We start from the raw sequence: 22975 nt of genomic DNA, 5'->3' as shown, positions 1-22975 counted from the left end.
ACATTGAGTAAATATACTTAAGTTAGCGGAAGTTTTTCAGCATAGCTAATCCGTACGGATTTTAACGATAACCCACTCATGAAGTCTTTACCAGGTATGATCAGCCTGATAGTACCCGCTTTTAACGAAGAAGAAAACTTACCCGTTCTGGTTCATCGGTTAATGGCAGTTATGGAGCCGTATGGTTCCTACGAAATCCTGATTATCGATGATGGCAGTTCTGATCAAACGCGCTATGTACTGCGGCAGTTGAGCAAGGCTTATCCTGTGGTGCGGTTTCTGTCCTTTTCCCGGAACTTTGGGCATCAAATGGCTCTTCGGGCAGGGTACGACAACGCCCTGGGTGAAGCGGTCATCTGTCTGGATGCAGATCTGCAGCATCCTCCCGAGCTGATTCCGGCCCTGATCGACAAGTGGCGGCAGGGCTATGAGGTGGTATACACGGTCCGGCAGTCTGACCCCAAATTATCGCTGTTCAAACGTACAACCTCGAAATATTTCTACCGTATTCTGCGGACTGTCTCCAAACTTCAACTGGAAGACGGAGCCGCCGACTTCCGACTGCTCGACCGGAAGGTGGTCAATACCCTGAAACAGTTCAAAGAAAACGATTTGTTTTTGCGCGGAGCTATTTCCTGGGTGGGTTTCCGACAGTGCCGGATTCTGTATGAACCAGCCGCCCGGTACGCGGGTCGTTCTAAATATTCGTTCCGGAAAATGCTCAAACTGGCGGCTATGGGCATCACCTCGTTCTCGACTCGCCCCTTATACCTGTCGGTACTGCTCGGATTCAGTATGTTTCTACTGGCCAGCTTATTCGGCGCCGAAGCGCTGTATGAACACTATTTTACGAACGCAACCGTATCAGGCTGGACAACCCTGGTGCTGCTGCTAGTGCTCATTGGCGGTGTGCAGTTTATCATGATCGGTATTATCGGCGTATATTTGGGCAAAACGTTCGTAGAAGTGAAAGGACGCCCCGCCTATATTATCAGTGATACGAGCGACATCGAGGAGAGCGTAACGACATGGCAAGCCCCATCCGAAGAGGACGTGATATTTTATTCACCGTTGACGTAGAAGAGTTCGATACTGCCGTTGAATTCGGTCATGCCATTCCGCTGTCGGAACAAGTGGCCGTTTCAACGAAAGGGTTAAAATTACTGGCTGAACGCTTCGACGCGATCGGTGCCCGAACTACGCTCTTTACAACGGCGAATTACGCCTTGCATGAGCCGGAATTGATCCGCGCCCTGTCGCGCAAACACGAAATTGCCTCCCACGGGTACTATCATACTACCTTCGAACCCGCCGACCTGCTCAAGTCCCGGCTGGCTTTGGAAGAGTTATTGAATCAGCCGATTCTGGGTTTCCGCCGGGCACGTATGGGATTTGTCGATCCGAACGATGTGTACCAGGCTGGCTACAAATATAACTCATCGTTGCATCCGACCTGGCTTCCGGGGCGGTATAACCACTGGGGCGAACCCCGGCACCCGTTTCGGGAGATGGGCGTGTGGCAGATTCCGGCGTCGGTTACGCCGACGCTCCGATTGCCGCTGTTCTGGCTGAGTCTGAAGAATTTCCCATTCGCGCTCTATAAACAGCTTTGCCGGCAAACGCTACAGTCGGATGGGTTTCTGAATTTGTACGTGCATCCCTGGGAATTTACCGATTTGTCTGCCTACGAGCAGATCCCTGCCTACGTCCGCCGACACTCGCGTGATGCTCTGCTCGACCGCGTTGATGAACTCCTGCGCTATCTGAAACCAATGGGTGAGTTTAGCACCATGGGCGAATTCACAAAACGACTAGGGATTGTAAGTCAGAAATAGTCATTGATGGTCATTAATTGACTTTAGATGCCTAATGATTACCTCTGACTAACAATCCCTAAAAACGAGAAAGCGCATCGATCCTGATCGATGCGCTTTCTCGTTTTTAGGGTCAATTATCAGATAAAGATAACGTCATCGATGACATCGGAGCCCATGTCTTTATTGACCAGTTGAATCAGCTTCTGTTTGGCGTTGACAAGTTCATTGCGTAGCGGAGCCGAAGCAATTTCAATATGAAGTTTCCGATCGCGGACGTAGAGCCGGTTGGTACGGGAAGCAATAGCGGGGCCCATCATCCGCCCCCAGAAGGCTTCGAGGTACGTTTCGTTGAAGCGGGTCTGAAGCTGATACGCTTTCAGGAGTTGACCGATGGCGTCCTTGAGAGTAGTGGTTCCGGCTACTCGGGTGGCATTTTCGCGGTTGTATCGGTACGTCTGATTCATGGGCAGGTGTCTTGCCACAAAAGTAAACAATGAATCGACTTGACAAGCGTCGGTTTTCTGTCTGGTAGTAAAAAAAGTTACCCTACAGAAAAACCGTGTCCTGTTTGGATTCGCGCCGTTTGGCTGTTATACTTGCGGCATCAAGTCAATTATTACGCGCCAATTACCTTCTGGCACGAATTGATTTATACAGAAGCGGGGAGAGATCAGGCTCTACGAATCGCTGGCAACCTACCTCACGGCAAGGTGCTAACTCCTGCCTAAAATCATTTTAGGAACTATAAATCGAATACGCACATGCTCTACCATCAGAGATGTCAGTCCCGGGCTGGATGGCCCCGGGCTGAAACCTGCTAAGCCTTCGACACGTTGCTGCACCGCTGAAAATCGGGAGAGGTTTTCTGCGGCATCCTCACGTTTACGGTAGCCCAATACCTACCGCTGATCAATGACTACACAAAACCTCAGTTTTTCAGTATGGCCTCTCAACTTCATTTTGACACGCTCCAGCTCCATGCCGGGCAGGAACCCGACCCCACGACCAACTCCCGGGCTGTTCCTATTTACCAGACCACTTCGTACGTATTCAATGATTCGGCGCACGGTGCGGATTTGTTTGCACTGAAAGCATTCGGAAATATCTACACCCGCATCATGAATCCAACCTCAGACGTATTCGAGAAGCGGATTGCGGCTTTGGAAGGTGGAGTGGCGGCTCTGGCGGTGGCCTCCGGTCAGGCGGCTCAGTTCATTGCGCTGAGTAATATTCTGAGTGCGGGCGAAAACTTCGTAACGACCTCGTTTCTTTATGGCGGCACCTATAACCAGTTTAAGGTATCGTTTAAGCGGCTGGGCATCGAGGCTCGCTTCGCTGAAGGCAGCGATCCGCAAGCCTTCGCTAAACTGATTGACGATAAAACAAAAGCCATTTACCTCGAAACAATCGGTAACCCAGGCTTCAACATTCCCGACTTCGACGCCTTTGCGGCTCTGGCCAACGAGTATGACCTGCCACTGATCGTTGACAATACCTTCGGAGCAGGCGGCTATCTGTTCCGGCCTATCGAGCACGGTGCCGCTGTGGTGGTCGAGTCAGCCACGAAATGGATTGGTGGCCACGGAACGAGCATTGGTGGGGTCATTGTGGATAGCGGTAACTACAACTGGGGCAATGGCAAATTTCCGCAGTTTACAGAGCCATCTGAAGGCTACCACGGCATGGTCTTCAATGACGTATTCGGCGTGGGCGGGCCGTTTGGTAACATTCAGTTTATTATCCGGGCCCGCGTAGAAGGCCTGCGCGACTGGGGGCCGGCGATCAGTCCGTTCAACTCGTTCCTGTTGTTGCAGGGGTTAGAAACCCTGTCGCTACGCGTCGATCGTACGGTGCAGAATGCGCTGGCGCTGGCACAGTGGCTCCAGCAGCATGAGCAGGTCGAGTCGGTCAACTATCCGGGTCTGGAAAGCAGCCCGTACCACGAGCTGGCTAAAAAATACCTGAAGCGGGGCTTCGGGGGCGTATTTACGTTCAAAGTGAAAGGTGGTAAAGACGCAGCTGACCGGTTTGTCAACAGCCTGAAATTAATAAGCCATCTGGCGAACGTCGGCGATTCGAAGACGCTGATTATTCACCCGGCGTCGACGACTCACCAGCAACTGAGCGAACAGGACCAGGCCAGCGCCGGTGTTTCGCTGGGCGAACTGCGCATCTCGGCGGGTATCGAACACATCGATGATATCAAAGCCGATCTTGAACAGGCATTTGCTCAGATTGCCGAGCCAGTATTGACGTAGTTTTCGGCTTGCCGTTCATGGCAATTGTCAGTCTGCCATGAACGGCAAGCAGTAACTGTAAACTCTTTTCAATTGAACCTCCAGTATTTCGACTATAAATATTCATTCCCGCTCGAGTCGGGCGAGACGTTGCCGAGTTTCCGGTTGGCCTATACCACGCGCGGCACGCTGAATGACGATCAATCGAACGTCGTGTGGATCTGCCATGCGCTGACGGGCAATGCCGACGCTGGCGACTGGTGGGGAGGGATGGTCGGGGCTGGCAAATATTTTGATCCGGACCGGCATTTTATCGTCTGTGCCAATGTACTCGGATCCTGTTACGGCTCGACGGGCCCCTTGTCCGTAAATCCGTTGACGGGGCAACCTTTTTTTCATGATTTTCCGGCCGTAACGGTCCGGGACATCGTAGCTACCCTCGATTTATTACGTCAGGAACTGGGTATCGAAAAAATTCACACCTGTATCGGTGGATCTCTGGGTGGAGAGCAGGCCGTCGAATGGGCCATTCTACAACCGAACCTGATCGCGAATCTGGTCCTGATTGCGGCTAGCGCTGTGGCTTCGCCGTGGTGCATTGCGTTCAACGAAGCCCAGCGAATGGCGATCGAAGCTGACCCGACCTGGACCGAACGAAGCGACAAAGCGGGCGTAGCCGGTATGAAAGCCGCCCGGGCTATGGCGATGATTTCGTACCGCAATTATGATACCTATGGCTTCACGCAGGCGCTGGATAATAACGAGCAGCTGGATGGCTATAAAGCGGCTGGGTATCAGCGTTATCAGGGCGAAAAGCTGGCCGATCGCTTCAATGCATTTACCTACTGGACACTCTCGAAGATGATGGATTCCCATAACGTGGGGCGCAACCGGGGCAGTATTCTTAATGCCCTGGCTCAAATCAAAGCCCGGACGCTGGTTGTGGGTATTCGCTCCGATTTGCTCTTCCCGCCCTCGGAACAGCAGTTTCTGGCGCGTCATATTCCCGAGGCCGTTTACGAGGAAATTGATTCATTATATGGTCATGACGGCTTTCTTATCGAATTTCGGCCATTGACAAACATTATTCGGAAGTGGGTAGCCAGCACAACCTCGGTCGACGTGCCGTTGTCAGCTACCGTAAAAATCCGTTAGTCCTCATTAATTACCCTGGTATGGTTTGGTACGAAGCCGACGTTCAGCAGCTGGAAACAAAAATGACATCATTACCTCCGGCGTCCGATCGGATTGTGTTTTATGGTAGTTCATCGATTCGGCTCTGGACGACATTAGCGCAGGATTTCCCGCAAATTAACCCCCTTAACTTAGGATTCGGCGGCTCGACACTAGCGGCTTGTACCTGGTTCTTCGAGCGTATCCTGATTCCGGTGGCGCCCAAATCGATTGTTTTCTACGCTGGAGACAATGATCTCGGCGATGGCCGGCATCCGGAAGAAGTCCTTCTTTTTTTCTACGCCTTCGTCGAAAAAATGAGCAAGTATCTACCCGATGCACCCCTGTCTTTTTTGTCCATCAAAGTCAGCCCGGCCCGCTGGGGTATTGCCGAGCAGATACGGCATACGAATGAACTTATCCGGAACGAAGTGGCAAAAAACGACCGCTACCGGTATGTCGACATGACGACGCCTTTGCTGGACGGCAACGGGCGGCCGCGACAGGAGTTTTTCGAAAAAGACGGCCTGCATCTGAATCCGTCGGGGTATCGGGCGTGGCAGCAGGCGCTCCAGGGGGCACAAATTTTTTAACGATTTGTTGACGCTACAGTTACGGTAATATAAGCCAAAAGTCGCAACTTCACGGATACATGAGGTTACTGTTATGCGTCGTGAGTATCACAAATGGTTCAGTCCGAATTTAAATCGTGACATGGAAATGCTGGTCTTCGGTCATGCCGGGGCCCGTGTGCTTGTCTTTCCTACCCGCCGTGGACGGTTTCATGAATACGAAGATCTGGGTCTTGTCGAAGCCCTGACCGAGAAACTGGAAAGGGGCTGGCTGCAACTGTTCTGCGTAGACAGTGTCGATTGTGAGAGCCTCTACAACCGCTATGCAATTCCTCAAGACCGTATCCGTCGGCATGGGCAGTACGAGCAGTACATTCTGAACGAAGTGCTCCCGCTTTCGCGACTGAAAAATCCCCAGCCATTCATGATTTCACACGGGTGCAGCCTGGGCGCTTATCACGCCGTCAATATTGCGTTTCGGAATCCGCAGTGGTTCGGAAAAGTGGTGGCCTTTAGCGGTCGGTATAGTCTGTCTGAGCCTGTCGCTGAATTCCGGGGCTTGTTCGATAATTATTACGACGAGGACATCTATTTCCACAGCCCGAACCATTTCCTGCCTAATTTGGGCGATGATGCGTTGCTCGATCGGTTACGCCAGCTGAAAATAGTGCTGACAATTGGTATCGAAGACCCTTTTCTAAACAGCAATCTGGTACTCAGCGAACTGCTTTGGCAGAAGGGCATAGACCACGAACTCTACACCTGGGATGGGCGGGCTCATCAGGCTAGCGACTGGCAGCGAATGGTACCCCTGTATCTGTAGAGCTCCTGATCGGTCAGTGGAATCAGTTCCTGTCGACCTCTTTAAAGCTCGTGGTGCTGGCGCGAATTTTCCTGTCTGGCATCTCGGCTATCTCCATCAGAAACGTGATTGTCCCTCCTTTTCCCTCGGTGATGAGCGTAGCGTGGCGCTGGCCACCCGAAGGATCGTCAAAAACCGCTTCGATAACCGGTTTACCTTCCTGATAGGCTGTGCTCCAGTTGCAGGTCGTCGACTCGATAGTTCCCATCACTTTATGATCGGCATTGCCCGGCGTGATAATAATCTGCGACTTACCGATGTCGATGGTGCTTTGTTCACTGCCCTTACCTCTGTTACCGGCAAATTCGGCTCACGGTAATTTTTGTGCCAGTTCGATATAGGGACCCAGCAAGTGATGAACAAAGATCGTTTTGGGATTGTCCGGATGTTTCTGGTAATAGGCTTCATCGGCCAGCAGTATCACAAAGGTGCCGGTTCGGACGTAATCGCTCGATTTGTAAAAAGCGGGTGGCACGTATTCTTTCAGGTTTGTTTTCACGTATCGGCTCGCAAACCCACCCAAATACTTCTCGTAGTTCTTCTGCGCTTTTTTAGCCGGTTTCGACAATTTATTGACGACGTACTTCAGGGCCAGATTTTTTGGAAATTTCTGTTTTTTTAGCATCGCCGGAATGTTGGCGAACGGATTGGTCGGGTTGAAATCGTCGATGGTCTGGATGGTAATAGGCACTTCGGGCACCCAGTCGGCCGAATTCACCACGTTGAATCCCCAACCACCCGCCGTCAACGCTTCGTATTCGTAGGCATAATACAGATTGCCGGGTTTAGGGGCCGCACTACAGTATGTTTTGAACCGAACCGTTGCCGGAATCTTACCCTGGCGTTGTAGCTGCCGCAGGTGCGATGTCATCAGGTAAGAAATAGCACCGCCCTGGCTGTGGCCCATGATGTAGAAATTATTGATGCCTGCCCGTACGCAGGAGTCTAGCTTAGGCAGAATATTCTGTGCCAGAAAAGCCGTACCGATGAGCCAGCCAATATGGACCGCAGCCTTCGGATTATCAGCCAGTTGGTAATCGAATTTATAATCGTTTGTCAGCACCAGATGGCCCTTGGCCGGCACCATCGCAGCATAAAAATTTTCCAGCCAACCGGCTGGCTCCAGCGTAGTTCCCCGAATGCTGATGACGGCCACCGAATCGGCCGAGGTCCACAAATCCCAACGGTTATCCAGGCCCACCACGGGTGACCGGTAAACGAAGTTAAATCGTTTGGGGGCAGGAATCATATTGGCCGGAATGGTGTCGACCTGCCGGGCAAATACGCTCATCAACTCAAGGTATTCGGCTTTATCGAAGCCTGGTTTAAGCTTCTGCCCGAACGAAGCGACCGACAGAGCAAGCAGCGCAGAGGTAAAGAAGGCTTTCATGGAAAGAGTAGTTTGGTGGATGAATCGGACTGGCCCTGTTTTTATTGTGATAATTCGACTCGGAACCGGGCGAGGATATATAACCCATCCTGCAGCATTAGCTCCCGGCCCGCAATGGTGTAGGCGTTGGTGGCTTCGAGCGCTTTTATAAAATCACGCTCCACGCGCATGTTTGGGCAACTTCTTCGGGTGGAACCGATGCCGATAAAGCGCATTTTATGCTCGCCAGCCGATTCATATTTGCCAAACACGTGGTTGCAACCAGTAGACCCGATGAACCTGTTTCCGGAGGGAGAAAATTCGAGACGTACTTCCTGATTCGTACCGGGGTGAATAATCGACTTCCCTTGCAGCTCGACTAAAGCCCAGCGGGTTTTAGTCAGTGGGACGCTTACTCTTTTGGCTGATTGACAGGCTAAGCTGATCAGGCTTATCGTGATCATGAGCGCGAGAGTCTGGGCTTTCATGGTTACAGGTTTTCTGGCAAGATTATATCTTCTCGATGTTCCACTAACTCAACGAGTGAAAGGCTGGTTTCGAAAGGTACATCTTTTCTGGTCGCTCTGGCTCGTAACCGGCTCGCACGTCAGCAAACAGAATGTGTATTTACAGGGCTTTCACCAGCGCAATGACCAGTTTGGCTGAGTTACGGGCCGCTGTTGGATAAAATTTATCGTAGGCAATGTGCGCTTCGGCATCGGCCCGGTCGCTCAGGCTGCGGATTATGAGGTGTGGCACCTGAATTTGGTAACAAACCTGCGCTACGGCGGCTCCTTCCATCTCGGTAGCATCGGCCCCAAAGTCAGCTCGCAGGTTTTTGACTTTGTCGGGGGAGGCTACAAAAACGTCGCCCGTCACGACGGTCCCCGTCATAACCCTGACGGGTCGATTGGAAACGCCCCCCGCTGCCAGCGGAATACCTTCCAGCGATACGGTTTTCACGACGGCCTGCGCCACACGCAGCAACGCCGAGTCGGCCGGAAAATAAACCGGATTGAATTGTTTCGTGATTGCATTACGGGTTTGTTTGGTTGGCGTATTTTTATCCGTAATCGACCCATAATCGTGGTGGGCTGTCCGGCTCGCGATCACGATGTCGCCGGGTTGCAGATCCGGGTTCGTGCCCCCGGCTATCCCGGTAAACAGTACCTGTTTAGGCCGAAAATGATCGAGCAGAAGCGCCGTTGTCATGGCCGCATTGACTTTGCCGATCCCCGTTTCAGCAACTACAACCCGCTGCCTGCCGATCCGCCCCGTTGTGAAGCTAACCCCATCAACGACAACCATTTTTGGTTTTTTCAGGGTTTCTTTGACCAGCGCGACCTCCGCGCCAAACGCACCCAGCAACCCGACTACCGGCCGGGGTGAGTAGCGCTGGGCGAAGGATACAGACTGAACCAGGGAAAGGCTGAAAACAAACGCAATAAAGAATAGCTTTCTCATAATTTTGGTGAATCAGGTCTGATGTCAATGTCCCGTTGCTAGGGCCAGTACGCAAAACATATCGACGATCCACAGGCCCAGCGGTACCTCGTTCTGCTTACCGACGGCTATCTTGATAAGGGTCCAGGACAAAAATCCCCAGATAAGCCCCTGAGTGATCGAATAGCTGAACGGAATCAGAACGAGCGACAGAAAAGCAGGCAGCGCATCGTCCAGTCGGCTCCAGTCGATGCGCGTAACGGGTTTCATCATGAATGCGCCGACCAGCACCAGGGCCGGAGCCGTAGCGATCGACGGAATTACGGATAATAACGGCGACAGGAACAGGAACGGCAGGAAGCAACAGCCCGCTACCACCGCTGTCAACCCCGTTCGGCCGCCCTGTGCGATACCCACCGCCGATTCGATGTAGGCCGTTCCCGGACTGGTACCCAGCAAACCCGCCAGCGTAGTCGATACCGCATCGGTCAGCAACGAACGGTTCAGGTTGCGGGGTTGTCCGTCGGCATCGTGTAAGTTACCCGCTTCGGCAACGCCCACGAACGTAGACAGGCTGTCGAACAGGTCGGTAAACGCAAAGGCGAAAATAACCGGCCAGAGCGACCAGGTGAGCGACCCCATCAGGTCTAGTTTTCCCAGCAGCGAAAAGTCAGGGGTAGCCCATATTCCCTGCATGTTGACCAGCGTTTTTTGCCCGAAATTAACCGCAGACGCATCGCCCCAGAGCCGTCCGATGGGCCAGGCTGCCAGGGTAGTCAGCAAAATGCCGATGATGATGGCCCCCGGCACATCGCGCACCACCAGTACACTGGTCACTAATAAACCGAAAACGAATGTCAGAACGATCGGATCATCGACGTGAGCGATACCCACCAAGGTTGCCGGATTGGCCACGATAAATTTTGCATTCTCGAACCCGATCAGGGTGATGAATAAGCCGATACCCGCCGAAACGGCATATCGGATGGGCGACGGAATAGCTCTGACAATAGCCGACCGGACGTTTAGCACCGATAGCATTAAAAAGAGTATGCCAGCCCAAAAGACGGCTCCCAGGGCTATTTCGGGGCGGATACCCATGCCTTTGACCGCTGTAAAAGTAAAGAACGCATTCATGCCCATGCCAGGGGCTACCACGATCGGATTCCGAGCGTAAAATCCCATCATCAGGCTGCAAAAAAACGAGAGTAGAACCGTTGCCGTTACGACACCGCTGAAAGGCAAACCCGACTGGCTCAGAATAGCCGGATTGACCACGATGATGTACATCGTTGCCAGAAAGGTCGAAATACCCGCTAGAATTTCCGTTCGGCGGGAAGGTCGGGAAAGGTGGTCTTTGGTCATGTAAGGTCAGCGGGCTTCATTCATGGCTGAACATACGGTGAATGGTCAACAATGCCAACCTCCGCCGGGGTAAAAACGCGTTTATTCAGCCTAATAAACTACCGGCGGCCTCGTCGATCCAGACCTGGGCATTGGGCTGAATCTGCAGAATGCTGGCCGGGATTTCGGTCGTGACCTGGTCCTGTAGCGCATCGCGCAGGATGGCGGCTTTCTTCGCTCCACTGACCAGTAAGAGTACCTGATGGGCCTGAGTAAGGTGCCGAAGTCCCAGGGTAATTCCCTGCGTCAGCGTAGTTGCCTGGGTAAAATATTTCTGACCAACCGTTTTGGTGCTTTCGGCCAGCTCGACCACATGGCAACCCAAATTAAACGGCGTGCCCGGTTCGTTGAGGGCAATATGTCCGTTCAGGCCCATGCCCACCAGCAGCAAATCGAGGCCACCCCGCGCATCGATCAAAGCATCCAAGCGGGTACACTCGGCGGCCAGGTCATCGGCTTTTGCGTCGAACACGTGAATCTGATCGGGACGCAGATTCAGCGGTTTAAACAAATCCCGGAACACATAATACGAGCAACTGCCGACATCCTCGGGGCCAAAACCAACCCATTCGTCGAGGCCGACGAACGTGCATTGGCTAACGTCTACGCGCTCGTCTTGCACCAGTGCCACAAACCGACGGAAGGTTTCGACGGGCGTATCGCCGGAAGCCAGGCACAACAGCGCATCCGGTTTCTGGTTGATAACAGCCGCAAGGTGCTCAGCAGTGTGCTGCGAGAGGGTTTCGTAATCAGGAAATTGGTGAATGGTCATGGAAGGTAAAATTAAGGCCGGTTGCTGGAAATGCCCCAGTGATGTCGTACCCACCGCTGGTGGATTTGTCGGATCGGTCCGTTTCAGGGTCGTTGACGCAGGCGCAGCTTCCGACGGCGAAGTGGAAAGCCGGCGGGGCCGTTTGCCACGGCCACCGGTTTTGGATTTGAAACAGGGTCGGGTAGGGCAGGCTCACCTTCTGGCCCTCGATTGACACGTCGTATGCGTACTTTTTGCCGGGTTCCACCTTGTCGGCGAGCAGGTGGGCTGTAAAAACCGGTTGCGGATGGGGTCGTACCGATGAAATTTGAATAAAAGACGACCTCTTTGTCAACCGGTCTTGCCCAGCCAGATTCCAGGGGACTGATAACGTGAGCAATAAGAGTAGCAGATGAATTTTGTACATGCTGGAAGATGGCGTAATTTTGCGGCTCGTTTACTGAAATTATGCAACTCTCAAACCAACGATACACAATTCAGGGCGTCGACGTACTGACCGTTGCCGATGAGTTCGGCTTACCGCTATACGTGTATGACGCCGACAAAATTACCGAAAAAATCGGCTTACTCCGGTCTTCATTTGCCGGAGTCAACCTACGAATAAAATACGCGGCCAAAGCCCTGACCAACCTATCCATTCTAAAGCTTATGCGGCAGCAGGGGGTTGAGATGGATTCGGTTTCGGTCAACGAAGCGCGGCTGGGTATGCTGGCGGGTTACGAGCCGGGTCAGATCATGTTTACGCCCAGCGGTGTGTCGTTCGACGAAATTCGCGAAGCCATCGAACTCGGTCTGCAACTGAATGTCGATAGCCTGCCCCTGCTCGAATGGGTCGGTCAGAATTATGGCGGGCGGGTGCCGGTCAGTATTCGGATCAACCCGCATATCAGCGAAGGCGGAAACATTAAAATTTCTACCGGTCATGCCGACTCTAAATTTGGCGTGTCGATTCTGCAACGGGCCGACCTGCGTGCCATTGTAGAGCGATACCAGATTTTGGTAACTGGATTGCACATTCACACCGGATCGGATTTCAAGAATGCCAACGCCTTTCTGAAAGGCGCCGACGTCTTGTTCGATCTCGCCAGCGACTACCCTGACCTGACCTTCATCGATTTTGGTAGTGGCTTCAAGGTTGCCTACAAAGAAGGCGACCATATTACTGACGTGGCCGAACTGGGCCGTCAGGTTTCAGCTGCTTTTCAAACCTTCTGTCAGCGATACGGGCGGGAATTGGAGCTTTGGTTTGAGCCGGGTAAGTTTCTGGTGAGTGAAAGCGGGCATCTGCTGGTCAAAACCAACATCGTCAAGGAAAACCCGACCCGGACGTTCGTTGCGGTGGACTCAGGCCTGAACCACCTGATCCGGCCCATGATGTACGACGCTTATCATGACATCAAAAACATTTCGAATCCAGCCGGCGACAGGAAGGTGTACAATGTGGTAGGGTATATCTGCGAAACCGACACCTTTGCTACCGATCGGCCGCTACCCGAAGTTCGGCCCGGCGATGTGCTGTCGTTCGAAAATGCCGGGGCGTATGGATTCAGCATGGCGTCGAATTACAATGCCCGCTTTCGGCCGGCCGAAGTGCTGGTGTATGAAGGCAAACCGTACCTGATTCGCCAGCGGGAAACGTTTGAGGATCTGTTGCGTGGGCAGGTAGAGCTGGCTGTTTTCAACCAGCAGGAAGTCCTAAATGTATCATGAACCGAGTATGAAGTACAGTGTCATTTCGGGCATTGTTCACTTTATAGTCTCCATCTACTATTATTTTTTCAACAATGGGAAGAGCGTTTGAATATCGGAAAGCGCGTAAAATGAAGCGGTGGGGGCAAATGGCTAAGACCTTCACCCGTATTGGCAAAGACATTGTGATGGCCGTTAAAAGTGGTGGTCCCGACCCGGATTCCAACGGTCGGCTTCGGGCCATTATCCAGAACGCCAAAGCGGCTAACATGCCGAAGGAAAACGTAGACCGGGCCATCAAAAAAGCCTCGTCGAAAGAGCAGGAAGACTACAAGGAAATCGTATATGAAGCGTATGCACCCCACGGCATCGCGCTCGTCATTGAAACGGCCACCGACAACCACAACCGCACGGTTGCCAACGTACGCAGCTACCTGAACAAACTAGGGGGGAGCCTGGGTACGCAGGGCATGCTGGATTTCATGTTCGACCGGAAGTCGGTCTTTCGGATTCCCGCCGAGGGTGTCGATCAGGAAGAGCTTGAGCTGGAACTGATCGACGTGGGCGGTGATGAGATCGAATACGATGAAGATACCAACCAACTGGTTATTTATGGCGAGTTTACAGCCTTCGGAAGTCTCCAGAAATTTCTGGAGGAAAAAGGTTACGAAATTAAGCAGGCCGAGTTCGAACGGATTCCAAACGATTACAAAGAGCTGACCGATGAAGAAGTCGCTGACGTCGAAAAACTCATCGAGCGAATCGAAGAGGACGACGACGTGCAGACCGTTTACCACAATATGAAATAACCTGAAGCTGGCTGAAATGTAATACCTAGCAGACTTTTTTAACAAAAAGAAAGCGGTGACGAAACATATCGTCACCGCTTTCTTTTTGAGAAACCGTGCCGCATGAATCAGGAATCTACTGCTGGAATCTAACTTTTGTTGCTGTGTTATTATTACCCGGATTAAGTTCACCTCCTCCTGTTACTATGGCCGCAGAAAAAGATACATCGCTGGCTACATCGATTGGAATCGATGTCCCTGTTAATCCAAAGCCTAGCAGGCCTTGAGCCCCTATTACGGTTGAGGTTGTCAAAATATAATAGTTTGGGTTGGAGGAGCTATCAAAAGTCCAGCTTGCATTCTGAACCGCTTGTCCGCCAAGCGAAGTCGCTGTAGCATTGAATGTAAAAACTACTTTCGATGGGTTTTTGGCAACCAGAACCTTAATTAATCCATTGGTTGGTACATCATTGATTTCATAAACCTTAAGAACTGCTGTCATCAGTTTAGCTCCCTGAACAACGTTAGGTTGTATGGTTAATACAGGCACGACATCAGGAACAGGATTATAATAGCGCTTGATACGATTACCAGCCTGGTCATAATCAAAATACGTCTGGGCCCGGCTTGTCAGGCTGAAACAAGCAAGGGCTACTAATAGATACCACTTCTGCATAATCAGGGTCACGATACGTCGTGGACGAAATTGGTTTATAGTACTACACTCTGAAAGCTTAAGGAGTATGATTGAGGGAGAAGAAGGGTTACTTTAAAAATCACTTCATAGTTGCGGATGCGGCCGTTCGTGTTGATGAAGGTAAACGCATCGAGCATCTTGTGGCCGGTATTGCCCCGGTACAACCAGTCGGGCAGGCTGGGCAGGGCGTAGTAAGACCAGTTAGTAGGGTTTCGTCGTCGCCCCCAGGCATCGAAGTTTTGCCGCTTCGGCGGTCCGATCGACCTCGACGCTGCCAGAGCTATTAGTCAGGGTAAGGATGGAGCCCAGGTGGTCGGTATAGACGTAGTGGTAGGCGTCGGCGCCGTTCTCCCGCACCACCAGGGCGATCAGCCCCGCCGGACTCTCGATGTAGTGGATCTCCCGGCTGGCTCCCCCGTTGACGATGTCTTTCTCGTAGCCCGGTCCCGTGTAGTAGCGCGTGCGCATCAGGTTGTTGTTCTGCCGCAACACGCTCCGGATGCGCTCGTAGTCATCTCCGTAAGTGTAGGTTAGCTCGTAGCCGTTCTCACTGATGACCTGCGGTTGCAGGAACGCCGTATAGCTGATGGCTTGCTGTTGCCAGGGAATGACGTTGGTGGGGTTGGTCACCGCCGATACGGCATTGGGTTTGCCGGTCAGGTAGGAGTAGGTGCCCGCATCCGACTTGTCGGTGATGTTGCCGTCGGCCCCATAGCCCATGTACAAACCAGCGAAGGCACCGCTCACCTGGGCACTCTCCAGCCGGTTGAGGTTGTCGTAGGTGAAACTCTCCTCCTTGTTCTTGATCAGGTCCTGTCGCTTGAGCAGGTTGCCGCTGCTGTAGTGCCAGGTCAGGTTCAGATCCTGCACGCCGGGCGTGTAGTAGCGGGTAGGCTGCCCATACGCATAGGTGTTGGTCGAGGTTTTGCCGTTGCCCAGGGTATAGGTGAGCACCTGGCCCAGCCCGTTCTGGGTCCCGGCGTTGTAGAGGGTTACGGAATTGTCGCCATTCTGGATGCTGGTTGGATACCCATTGCCATCGTAGCTGTGGTTGGTGGCAAAGCCCGACGGATACGTTTTTCGAGTAACGTCGCCGTAGGTATTGTACTGATAACTGGTCGTGTACGCCGTTCCGTCGATGGTTTCGGTACTGCTGCTCAGTCGGCCATATCCGTCGTAGCTGTAGTCGGTGGTGTTGCCCGCAAAGCCGTAGACTTTTTTGATCTGGTTGACCGAAGCCGAACCCGCCGGATAATACTCCGTGGTCGTGGTTCCTTCCGGGCCGCTACGGGTTGTTACGCGGCCCATGAGGTCGTAGCTCATGCTGTGCGTATGCCCGTTGGCATTGGTCTGGGTGGTCAACTGTCCCAGCGCATCGTAGTCGTAGGTGGTCGTGCCGGCATTTTGATCCGTCAGTTGCGTCTGCCGGCCGTAGTCGTCGTACTGGTGGGCCGACACAGTTGCCGACCCGTTCATGACCGTGAGCAGATTTCCCTGCGAATTGTAAGTATACGTCAGCGTACCGCCGTAGTCGGTCGCCGAAATGGTTTGCCCGCTGGCGTCCGTCACTTTGCTGCTGACCTGATTGGCCGGATTGGTGGTGGTCGTTGTCAGGTTGCCGCCCGCGTAGCTGTAGCCCATCGTCGTCGTACCGATACCGGTAACGTTAACCGTCGACACCCGATTATACGTATCATAAGTCGTCGTGGTCGTGAGCTGGGTTTCGCCGGGCAGGTAGGGTTGCGTACTGGTAGATACATTCCCCCGCGCGTCGTAGGTCTGGGTTTGGGTAAGCCACTGGCCGTTGAACCCTTCGGTCTGTTTCTTCACCTCCCGACCCAGCAGATCATACCAGGTTTTGACGTCGGGCTTGCCCGGATGCTTCACCAGGTTGTAGTAAACGGCCGGTGCGGTCTGATCCCAGCCCCAGTTCTGGCCCAGAACGTAGCCCTCGGGCAGGGTGGTCTGGGTAGTTCTGCCCCAGGCATCGTACTGGAAGGCCGTCGTCAGTCCATCGATTCCCGTACTGGTAAGGGGCTTGCCCTATTGCTCAAAGCGATAAGCCTATGCGGACTTTGCCATCTTTTTGGAAGATAACCTGTGAATTGTTTCCGCCACTACTGCCCATAGTGATCACCGACGGGAAGTACTCCCACATTTTCGGCTTACCATCTTTATCCAGGACAGGCTGACCTTTAGGGTCCGTTTGAGGTACCATTTTGGGTGGGATGGGCTTGGGCGGAAGAATTCTCGCGTATTGACCCACTAGCTGCTGCAAACAGCTAGCTTCTGCTTTGGTTAGGGTATCTTCCCGCTGGTTATAGTCATACCGGATTACTAACCGATTCGACACCTTCGTCCAGCCTGAGGGCGCATAGCAATCCCTACAATAACCCCGAAAGGGAGCCATCCAGGTATAGGATTGCCAGTCTTCGCGGGCGGCCACCTGCCAATTAAGCTGGCCCTTATTGTCGGTCCACTCTGTTAGATCGATAAACCCTGAATCCGGTTTTAAAAAGCCTTTCCTCTCACAATCATGAATAAAGCGTTTCAACGTTTTAAGTTGCTTCTTATCGGTAAAGTCAACTTGCCTGCAAGGTTGGGCGATTATCATAAAGCAGTTTGTCAGGATGAGCAAACAAAAGGTAACAAGGAGTTTCATAGGGGGCATGTGAAAAGCCATTGTTTGTGACAACGGGAGCAATGCCTAGTGACTATCCGTAGGGATCGCTGGCCCACCATTGCCGTAAGAATGATCGTTACTCCTATGTGCAGCACGCTTCATACCTATGTGAGTAAAGTTAAATGGCCTGTCGCTACAACGGTCTCTTTTTAACTATTGATCCGTCTTTTTGAAATGTAACGAACAAATCATTATGTCCACTACTCCCACCATATAATGGCCACCGATAAGGCTCCATCTGTACACGACCATTTTTATCCATTAGCAACTGACCATTGTAGTCTTTGCGGGGTACTTCTTTTGGAGGAATGGGCAGGGGAGGCCATATGGCGACTGTAGGGGCTAGCAGTTGTTGTAAACAACGGGACTCTTCCAGACTTAAGGTGTCTTCGCGTTGGTCGCTAGCATGGCGCAAAACGACATGGTTGTCGACTTGAGTCCAGCCAGATGGCGATAAACAATCTAAACAATGGCCCACAAACGGAGTCGCCGGTTGATACCGTCGCCAATACTTGCGAGCGGTCAAATACCAAACTAATTGGCCCTCCCTATCTCGTCGTTCCGAGAGATTAACCATTCCCGAATCAGCGGTCAGGAATCCTTTTTTCCGAGAATCCCGGATAAACTTCGCTAAAACCTGTCGTTGTTTTTTGTCCGTGATATCTAAGCGCTGGCAGGGTTGATGCTGGGCTTGTAATGTACTTACCAGCATAATCAAGTGCATAATTAGTAAAAGCCGTGTTCGATTCATATTATTGATTTATTGGCCGTACTGAACCGAGCACTCGGTTCAGTACGGCTTTTTTTTACATCTTTTTAGTGTATCAAATCAATTTTGGCGGTCACAGTTTTTCTGTCTGTTCTCTCGAGGATCAAGTGCTTCCTGCTTCTCTTTTGTAGTACCATTTGGATCATAATGAAAATTTATGATCTTATCCGATGTGATAATTTTCCCGGGTATTCCATAATCTTTACTTAACTGCCAATCGCCGTACGGTTGATAAAAATCACCATCCCTTATTTCGGGAGTGGGATCATAAGTATGATGACTGCCATCGGTGTAAGGATGCGTATGCACGTAACTTACAATCCGAATATCTTTGGTTAAATCCTGTGACATGCCTTTTACCGCATCCAGTGTATTGGGCAATAATGCTCTTTGCTGAATCACAGGACAATTGCAGGCGAGACTTACTTGAAAACTGTATTCGTAAGCCCCCGTGTTGTCTTGCCATTTTCCATTTACATCAAAATCCACTCTGTCCGGTTTGTTATTTTGCCAGGGAATAGATAGAAAGGTGCCATCCGCCAATTCGAACCCAGCCATCTCTCGGGTGTTGGCGTCATTGTTTGAGTAACTCCAAGCCCACAGGTTATTGATTCCCGCACAGCCAGCCATCCGAATGGCCTTGGTTTGAGCCATTTTTCTTAATCCTCTATCGGTCGGTGTTGGCTGATATTGCAAACCTGTCGGTGAATTACTACCGTCGGAGGTGTTCTGGCTGCGCACGGCGAGCGCACCCCCGACGTAGTAGTACACTGGTGGGGGCGCAGTCACGGTGGTGCCCAGGTCAATGATCGTGATGCCATTGTCGATGATGGCACCGCCCGTTCCTCCACCTCGCGTGATCTCGTCACACTCACTATAGCCATAGTCATCTGTCTGATAAATCGGCTCCTCCGACAGCGTTACCTGGTCAGGAAAACTGGCCGTTGGCTTTTTGAGGATCGGTAAGGCCAAGGCCCCAGGGTGGGGGCTGAGGGCTACCCCGGACTCTTTCCTGAGCGAAAAATCGCCTAAGTAAACTGGTGTTTTGCTGCGATTATGCAGATTGAGAACAGCATACCCGTCCTGTGGTGCCTCGCCCTCCAGCTGAAGCAACTGCCAGGCCCCCCTGGCGGTTTTATTGATCAATACCTGTTGGCGCTGGATAAACTTACCTTGCCTGGTGTAGAAAGCCAGTTCGGCTCCTGCGTGGGGAAGCGGATTGCTCAACAGCGACTTGGCCAGCGGCACTACTAAAGCGCTACTCAAGCCTAGCAGAGGAGCCGTAGAGCCAGCGTGTCTTTGGTCGGGACCTAAAGGCTGTTTTTGAGCCAGCGTCAGGCCGGCCACCACCCCACCGACAACTGCTGAGGTTAGCTGAGGCACCAAGTTCCGTTTTACCCGATCGGGCGTAAAGGCGTAGGCTTCCAGGCTGAGCCGGTCCCCTTGCTGGACAGGGATGAACCGACTCCGCAAAGACGACAGGCTCCCGCTTCCCTGGTTACTCAACTTCAGCACCGTGGCTCGGCTCGGGTCCACGGCCGCCGATCGGGCCTGTTCACTCTTGGGAAACACGCGCGCTAAACCACAGTTGGAGAGAGTCGCCGGTCGGGCACACAAGCCCGTCGTGCGGGGGCTACCTGGAATGTCGGTTAGCGTACCGGCATACTTAATCGAGATGATTAATGGAACCCCGACTTTATAATTGTTGGGCAGGAGGATGTCGAAACCAAAGGCATTGAATCCCGAAACATGGTAGGCACTGGCCACGTCGGGTCGACTTTTATCGGCCAGCATATTAGGGATGGCTAACCAACCGTTCACGTACACATCGAATCGCATTGATTGATTCGGCGCATTCTGATCCATTATCCAACCACTGAATGCCGAGCAGGTGGCGTAATCGAAGTAGCCCGTTAAGTTAGGACTACTGGGATTGGTGGGGTTAGTTGGATTGGTGGGGTTAGTCGGATTGGTCGGCATATTGCAGCCGTTGGTAAAATTGATCCCAATCGAATTTCCGGCCTGAGACGCCGAGCCCGATACCGTTCGTCCGCTTCGCCCATCGGCCGGAAAGGTGTAGCTAGCCACTGTGTTGGGAATCATACTCCCCCCGAATATACCCGGTAAACTTACGCTGACCGGTGAACTATCATTACTAGTAAATTGATATTGTAAGACTCCCGTATTGCAGTCATAACTAACAATCTGGAAGGCAAGCCCACCGCTGGAAGGTGGGTTGGTGGGAGGATTAGGATTAGAAGAACAGTTAACGGATACAGTAGCTGAATTGATCTCATTGGCGTCGTTATTTACCTCCCGAACCTTGGCATAGTATGATCCATTCCCACTTAGCGAGAAGGTTTGATTGAATGAGGGGCCAGCAATATCGGATCTAACCGAAACGATCGTATTATCCTTAAATAGTAAGATACCCAGCCTATTATTGCTGGTTGATAAATAACCATTAACAGTTAAAGTAGAACCGCTACAGTTTACCGATAATGAGACTGAGTTTTGGGCCCAGGCCGTCATACTGTAAATCATTAATAAGCTGGCAATCAGCCCGCACCTGGCACTGTGTGCGAAGAAATTTTTCATAGGACAGATTATTTAATGAAAACTAAAAGTGGATTGACCCATTTCGTTAGGGTGCTAGCAAAGTAGACGTGAACATTAAGCGAAGTCATCAAAATGAGGGCGCATTCTGTCTGAAATCACCATTTTACCGGACGAAATCACCCAAAAAGTTTAATGCGAAAGAGTAGCAGGCTTTACTATATAAAAAAATCTATAAAAACTATATGTTAATCTATAAATTATCATTTACAGTATATATAGTGTACTTAAGTTACCAACTGTCGATGCCGGTCAAACAAACTCAGCTTCACTAGTTTATAGCTATGCGTGGCGTTATGTAGATGAAGAATACGAAAAAGTAAATGTGTATAAAGAAGCGGTAGCGAGCACCAACACACTGGTTTTTGTCGTGGTCCTGATACGAAAAAAAGCTGTAAGACTATATTCTCATTTGGTTGAAAATATAGTCTTACAGCTTTTTTTCCTGGGGTATATGGCGCTTATAACTTTCCGGGAGGAAGATACCGTTTTGCGGCATCATCGATCACCAAAACCCAATCTAGATTCGTAGGTAAGTTAGTCGAGGCAGGCAACGTTAGCGTGACGACTCCGGCAAGGTTTCTGGCTTTTTCGCGTAGGGCTCTCCCGGTTCGGGGGTTATACCACCAAATCTGCTTTTTGGATCCGGAAAGTCTGGATAGGTCGACTGTGACGGATTGGCCCTGTGGTAAGTAAATCATAGCGTAGGTTCCTTCAGCGTCGCGGGTCGCCATAAGCTGATCCTGATACGTTTTTCCCCGCCCGGAGGCAATCAGGGTCTGGTCCGGAATCCGGGCGAAATACGGGCGTGACAGGAGCAGGTTTTTCAGGTACTGCATCTGCCCGGCGGCTTCGGCCCGACAGGCTTGCCGCCACCCGATCAGCGTATCGCCTACGTTTAAAGGCGCATAAAGCGCCGTGTCTAAAAACTGCCATACCTGATGATGCCCATAAGTAAATCCGCACATGCCCGCAAACACACTCCGGTATAAGCGGGAGCGGATGTCATAGGCATTGAAATAACCACGTTGCTTTGTCCACTTCCCATCCCAGGGATTGATAGGGTGGTCTTCGTAACAGGGTTCCATATCCAGAACAGGCTTCGGCGGTTGAAGCGCTAAATCGCGGGTGACCCAATCCCAGGCCGGTACGTCTCGGGAGCCGTGCCCCGACTGAAAAGCATTCATATCCAGCCAGGTTTCTGTATGGAGCGATTGAGCCGACGACGTAGCGCCTGCCGGATGGTACGTCATCAGGTGTCGTTGCGTTCCTTCGCCTTCTTTAATGCCAACTGCCAAAGCGCGCCAGATAGGCCGGTCATCGTATGGCTTGTGATCCTTTGTGGTATAAACGGGTGGACAGTCTCCGCCTAAAACCCAGATGATATTCCACTGACGGGCGTACCGTTTACCCAGAAACTGGCCATAACTCCGGGCATTCTGCTCATTGAAAATAACCTCTTTCGCACTCCAGTGATGGGATACGTGATCACCCCAGGTTGGCCCAAGCGCAAGGTACATACCCTTGCGAGCCGCCGTCTGAATAACGAAATCAACGTGATCCCAGTAGTCATATTCTGCACTATCCGTTGGGTTGCTACCGGCCGTGATGGCCAGCCGGGCCGGGTCATTGTCAATGAATGGAAAATCACCGTAGCGGTTCGGCTTTCGATTGTCAACTTCGTTGGCAAACGCCAGCGCTACTGCCTGAATCACCGTAAAGCCTTGTTGACGGCGCGTTTCCAGGTAGGTTTCGGCATCTTTCCGGTTTACTCGGTGAAACAGCTCCCAGGCCGTATCGCCCTGCCAGAAAAAGGGTTTCCCGTCTTTGTCCTGCAGGTACCGATGGTTCGAATGCACCCGAATCTGAGCCTCAGCAGCCGTGCCCAAACAGCACGTCAGCGCAAACAGAAAACAGGATTGCCTGAAGCGACAGGAGCGCACGATGCTTAGTAAATAATGGCCAGCCAACCTCGGAATCATCTAACGGAAACGTTTTCTCGCAGGATCTGCACCCAGCCCTTCAACAACTGAGGGGGCGCTCCCCGATCCAGCAGCGAGTAGCTCACACTGGCCTGGTAGTAG

At 52.0% G+C, this 22975-nt stretch carries 22 protein-coding genes and 1 riboswitch; of the genes, 9 read left to right on the top strand and 13 right to left on the bottom strand.

Annotated elements, in window-relative coordinates; genetic code table 11:
* Positions 1 to 78 precede the first annotated feature (78 nt).
* Both ACYVC2_RS00730 and ACYVC2_RS00725 read left to right on the top strand, forming a co-directional pair.
* A complete protein-coding gene (locus tag ACYVC2_RS00730; protein WP_461100350.1) occupies positions 79 to 1080 on the top strand; it encodes a glycosyltransferase family 2 protein in 1002 nt (333 codons plus the stop codon).
* A complete protein-coding gene (locus ACYVC2_RS00725) occupies positions 1029 to 1835 on the top strand; it encodes a polysaccharide deacetylase family protein (RefSeq protein ID WP_461100349.1) in 807 nt (268 codons plus the stop codon). Before ACYVC2_RS00730 ends, ACYVC2_RS00725 begins: the two co-directional genes overlap by 52 nt.
* 119 nt (positions 1836 to 1954) lie before the next feature.
* Here the strand turns inward: ACYVC2_RS00725 and ACYVC2_RS00720 are convergent, their stop codons facing one another.
* The gene (locus tag ACYVC2_RS00720; protein ID WP_461100348.1) at positions 1955 to 2281 is read right to left on the bottom strand and encodes a DciA family protein; all 327 of its coding nucleotides are present in this window, start codon (positions 2279 to 2281) and stop codon (positions 1955 to 1957) included.
* 182 nt (positions 2282 to 2463) lie between these two features.
* Positions 2464 to 2568, top strand: a riboswitch (SAM riboswitch).
* Between the two features lie 190 nt (positions 2569 to 2758).
* On the opposite strand from ACYVC2_RS00720, the gene ACYVC2_RS00715 reads away from it, so the two are divergent.
* From ACYVC2_RS00715 to ACYVC2_RS00700, 4 genes are all read left to right on the top strand, one after another.
* Positions 2759 to 4075, top strand: coding sequence for an O-acetylhomoserine aminocarboxypropyltransferase/cysteine synthase family protein (locus ACYVC2_RS00715; RefSeq protein WP_461100347.1), 1317 nt, complete (start codon positions 2759 to 2761; stop codon positions 4073 to 4075).
* 72 nt (positions 4076 to 4147) lie between these two features.
* Entirely contained in the window at positions 4148 to 5209 is a 1062-nt protein-coding gene (locus ACYVC2_RS00710; RefSeq protein WP_461100346.1) for a homoserine O-acetyltransferase family protein, read from the top strand.
* 62 nt (positions 5210 to 5271) lie between these two features.
* On the top strand, positions 5272 to 5820 hold the full coding sequence (locus ACYVC2_RS00705; RefSeq protein WP_461100345.1) for an SGNH/GDSL hydrolase family protein: 549 nt from the start codon (positions 5272 to 5274) through the stop codon (positions 5818 to 5820).
* A 73-nt stretch (positions 5821 to 5893) separates the two neighbouring features.
* Positions 5894 to 6622, top strand: a complete 729-nt coding sequence (locus ACYVC2_RS00700) for an esterase family protein (protein WP_461100344.1) — start codon at positions 5894 to 5896, stop codon at positions 6620 to 6622.
* 22 nt (positions 6623 to 6644) lie between these two features.
* Here the strand turns inward: ACYVC2_RS00700 and ACYVC2_RS00695 are convergent, their stop codons facing one another.
* From ACYVC2_RS00695 to ACYVC2_RS00670, 6 genes are all read right to left on the bottom strand, one after another.
* A complete protein-coding gene (locus ACYVC2_RS00695; RefSeq protein WP_461100343.1) occupies positions 6645 to 6869 on the bottom strand; it encodes a hypothetical protein in 225 nt (74 codons plus the stop codon).
* Positions 6870 to 6971: 102 nt separating this feature from the next.
* The gene (locus ACYVC2_RS00690; protein WP_461100341.1) at positions 6972 to 8051 is read right to left on the bottom strand and encodes a lipase family protein; all 1080 of its coding nucleotides are present in this window, start codon (positions 8049 to 8051) and stop codon (positions 6972 to 6974) included.
* A 41-nt stretch (positions 8052 to 8092) separates the two neighbouring features.
* Positions 8093 to 8518 carry an META domain-containing protein gene (locus ACYVC2_RS00685; RefSeq protein WP_461100340.1) on the bottom strand — a complete coding sequence of 142 codons (426 nt, stop codon included), beginning with the start codon at positions 8516 to 8518 and terminating at the stop codon, positions 8093 to 8095.
* A 139-nt stretch (positions 8519 to 8657) separates the two neighbouring features.
* Complete coding sequence (locus ACYVC2_RS00680) at positions 8658 to 9494, bottom strand: 5'-methylthioadenosine/adenosylhomocysteine nucleosidase (RefSeq protein WP_461100339.1); 837 nt, start codon at positions 9492 to 9494, stop codon at positions 8658 to 8660.
* Between the two features lie 24 nt (positions 9495 to 9518).
* Positions 9519 to 10838, bottom strand: a complete 1320-nt coding sequence (locus ACYVC2_RS00675; protein ID WP_461100338.1) for an NCS2 family permease — start codon at positions 10836 to 10838, stop codon at positions 9519 to 9521.
* A gap of 85 nt (positions 10839 to 10923) precedes the next feature.
* Positions 10924 to 11649, bottom strand: coding sequence for a 6-phosphogluconolactonase (locus tag ACYVC2_RS00670; RefSeq protein ID WP_461100337.1), 726 nt, complete (start codon positions 11647 to 11649; stop codon positions 10924 to 10926).
* Between ACYVC2_RS00670 and ACYVC2_RS00665 the strand changes: the two genes are divergently transcribed.
* The 3 genes from ACYVC2_RS00665 (at position 11648) to ACYVC2_RS00655 (ending at position 14147) form a co-directional block, all read left to right on the top strand.
* Positions 11648 to 11863, top strand: coding sequence for a hypothetical protein (locus tag ACYVC2_RS00665; protein WP_461100336.1), 216 nt, complete (start codon positions 11648 to 11650; stop codon positions 11861 to 11863). The genes ACYVC2_RS00670 and ACYVC2_RS00665 overlap by 2 nt on opposite strands.
* A gap of 233 nt (positions 11864 to 12096) precedes the next feature.
* A complete protein-coding gene (lysA, locus tag ACYVC2_RS00660) occupies positions 12097 to 13359 on the top strand; it encodes a diaminopimelate decarboxylase (RefSeq protein ID WP_461100335.1) in 1263 nt (420 codons plus the stop codon).
* A gap of 74 nt (positions 13360 to 13433) precedes the next feature.
* A complete protein-coding gene (locus tag ACYVC2_RS00655; protein WP_461100334.1) occupies positions 13434 to 14147 on the top strand; it encodes a YebC/PmpR family DNA-binding transcriptional regulator in 714 nt (237 codons plus the stop codon).
* A 115-nt stretch (positions 14148 to 14262) separates the two neighbouring features.
* Here the strand turns inward: ACYVC2_RS00655 and ACYVC2_RS00650 are convergent, their stop codons facing one another.
* The 6 genes from ACYVC2_RS00650 to ACYVC2_RS00625 form a co-directional block, all read right to left on the bottom strand.
* On the bottom strand, positions 14263 to 14814 hold the full coding sequence (locus ACYVC2_RS00650) for a hypothetical protein (protein WP_461100332.1): 552 nt from the start codon (positions 14812 to 14814) through the stop codon (positions 14263 to 14265).
* 210 nt (positions 14815 to 15024) lie between these two features.
* Positions 15025 to 16710: a hypothetical protein gene (locus ACYVC2_RS00645; RefSeq protein ID WP_461100331.1), complete on the bottom strand. Its 1686-nt coding sequence runs from the start codon at positions 16708 to 16710 to the stop codon at positions 15025 to 15027.
* A gap of 163 nt (positions 16711 to 16873) precedes the next feature.
* Positions 16874 to 17377 (bottom strand): hypothetical protein, encoded by a 504-nt coding sequence (locus tag ACYVC2_RS00640; RefSeq protein ID WP_461100330.1) that lies wholly within the window; start codon positions 17375 to 17377, stop codon positions 16874 to 16876.
* A 262-nt stretch (positions 17378 to 17639) separates the two neighbouring features.
* On the bottom strand, positions 17640 to 18257 hold the full coding sequence (locus ACYVC2_RS00635; RefSeq protein ID WP_461100329.1) for a hypothetical protein: 618 nt from the start codon (positions 18255 to 18257) through the stop codon (positions 17640 to 17642).
* Positions 18258 to 18335: 78 nt separating this feature from the next.
* Positions 18336 to 20378, bottom strand: a complete 2043-nt coding sequence (locus ACYVC2_RS00630) for a hypothetical protein (protein WP_461100328.1) — start codon at positions 20376 to 20378, stop codon at positions 18336 to 18338.
* Positions 20379 to 21352: 974 nt separating this feature from the next.
* Positions 21353 to 22873, bottom strand: coding sequence for a glycoside hydrolase family 140 protein (locus ACYVC2_RS00625; RefSeq protein ID WP_461100327.1), 1521 nt, complete (start codon positions 22871 to 22873; stop codon positions 21353 to 21355).
* Between the last annotated feature and the right edge of the window lie 102 nt (positions 22874 to 22975).

This window comes from Spirosoma koreense, from assembly GCF_054777875.1.
This window is presented reverse-complemented; position numbering and strand designations above follow the sequence as displayed.

Excerpts from the sequence above, each read along its gene's own strand:
- ACYVC2_RS00655 (WP_461100334.1), top strand. The coding sequence starts at position 13,434 with ATGGGAAGAGCGTTTGAATATCGGAAAGCGCGTAAAATGAAGCGGTGG.
- ACYVC2_RS00680 (WP_461100339.1), bottom strand. The coding sequence starts at position 9,494 with ATGAGAAAGCTATTCTTTATTGCGTTTGTTTTCAGCCTTTCCCTGGTT.
- ACYVC2_RS00665 (WP_461100336.1), top strand. The coding sequence starts at position 11,648 with ATGGAAGGTAAAATTAAGGCCGGTTGCTGGAAATGCCCCAGTGATGTC.
- ACYVC2_RS00670 (WP_461100337.1), bottom strand. The coding sequence starts at position 11,649 with ATGACCATTCACCAATTTCCTGATTACGAAACCCTCTCGCAGCACACT.
- ACYVC2_RS00695 (WP_461100343.1), bottom strand. The coding sequence starts at position 6,869 with ATGGGAACTATCGAGTCGACGACCTGCAACTGGAGCACAGCCTATCAG.
- lysA (WP_461100335.1), top strand. The coding sequence starts at position 12,097 with ATGCAACTCTCAAACCAACGATACACAATTCAGGGCGTCGACGTACTG.
- ACYVC2_RS00720 (WP_461100348.1), bottom strand. The coding sequence starts at position 2,281 with ATGAATCAGACGTACCGATACAACCGCGAAAATGCCACCCGAGTAGCC.
- ACYVC2_RS00690 (WP_461100341.1), bottom strand. The coding sequence starts at position 8,051 with ATGAAAGCCTTCTTTACCTCTGCGCTGCTTGCTCTGTCGGTCGCTTCG.
- ACYVC2_RS00630 (WP_461100328.1), bottom strand. The coding sequence starts at position 20,378 with ATGATTCCCAACACAGTGGCTAGCTACACCTTTCCGGCCGATGGGCGA.
- ACYVC2_RS00725 (WP_461100349.1), top strand. The coding sequence starts at position 1,029 with ATGGCAAGCCCCATCCGAAGAGGACGTGATATTTTATTCACCGTTGAC.
- ACYVC2_RS00635 (WP_461100329.1), bottom strand. The coding sequence starts at position 18,257 with ATGAATCGAACACGGCTTTTACTAATTATGCACTTGATTATGCTGGTA.
- ACYVC2_RS00675 (WP_461100338.1), bottom strand. The coding sequence starts at position 10,838 with ATGACCAAAGACCACCTTTCCCGACCTTCCCGCCGAACGGAAATTCTA.
- ACYVC2_RS00730 (WP_461100350.1), top strand. The coding sequence starts at position 79 with ATGAAGTCTTTACCAGGTATGATCAGCCTGATAGTACCCGCTTTTAAC.
- ACYVC2_RS00685 (WP_461100340.1), bottom strand. The coding sequence starts at position 8,518 with ATGAAAGCCCAGACTCTCGCGCTCATGATCACGATAAGCCTGATCAGC.
- ACYVC2_RS00625 (WP_461100327.1), bottom strand. The coding sequence starts at position 22,873 with ATGATTCCGAGGTTGGCTGGCCATTATTTACTAAGCATCGTGCGCTCC.
- ACYVC2_RS00715 (WP_461100347.1), top strand. The coding sequence starts at position 2,759 with ATGGCCTCTCAACTTCATTTTGACACGCTCCAGCTCCATGCCGGGCAG.
- ACYVC2_RS00700 (WP_461100344.1), top strand. The coding sequence starts at position 5,894 with ATGCGTCGTGAGTATCACAAATGGTTCAGTCCGAATTTAAATCGTGAC.
- ACYVC2_RS00705 (WP_461100345.1), top strand. The coding sequence starts at position 5,272 with ATGACATCATTACCTCCGGCGTCCGATCGGATTGTGTTTTATGGTAGT.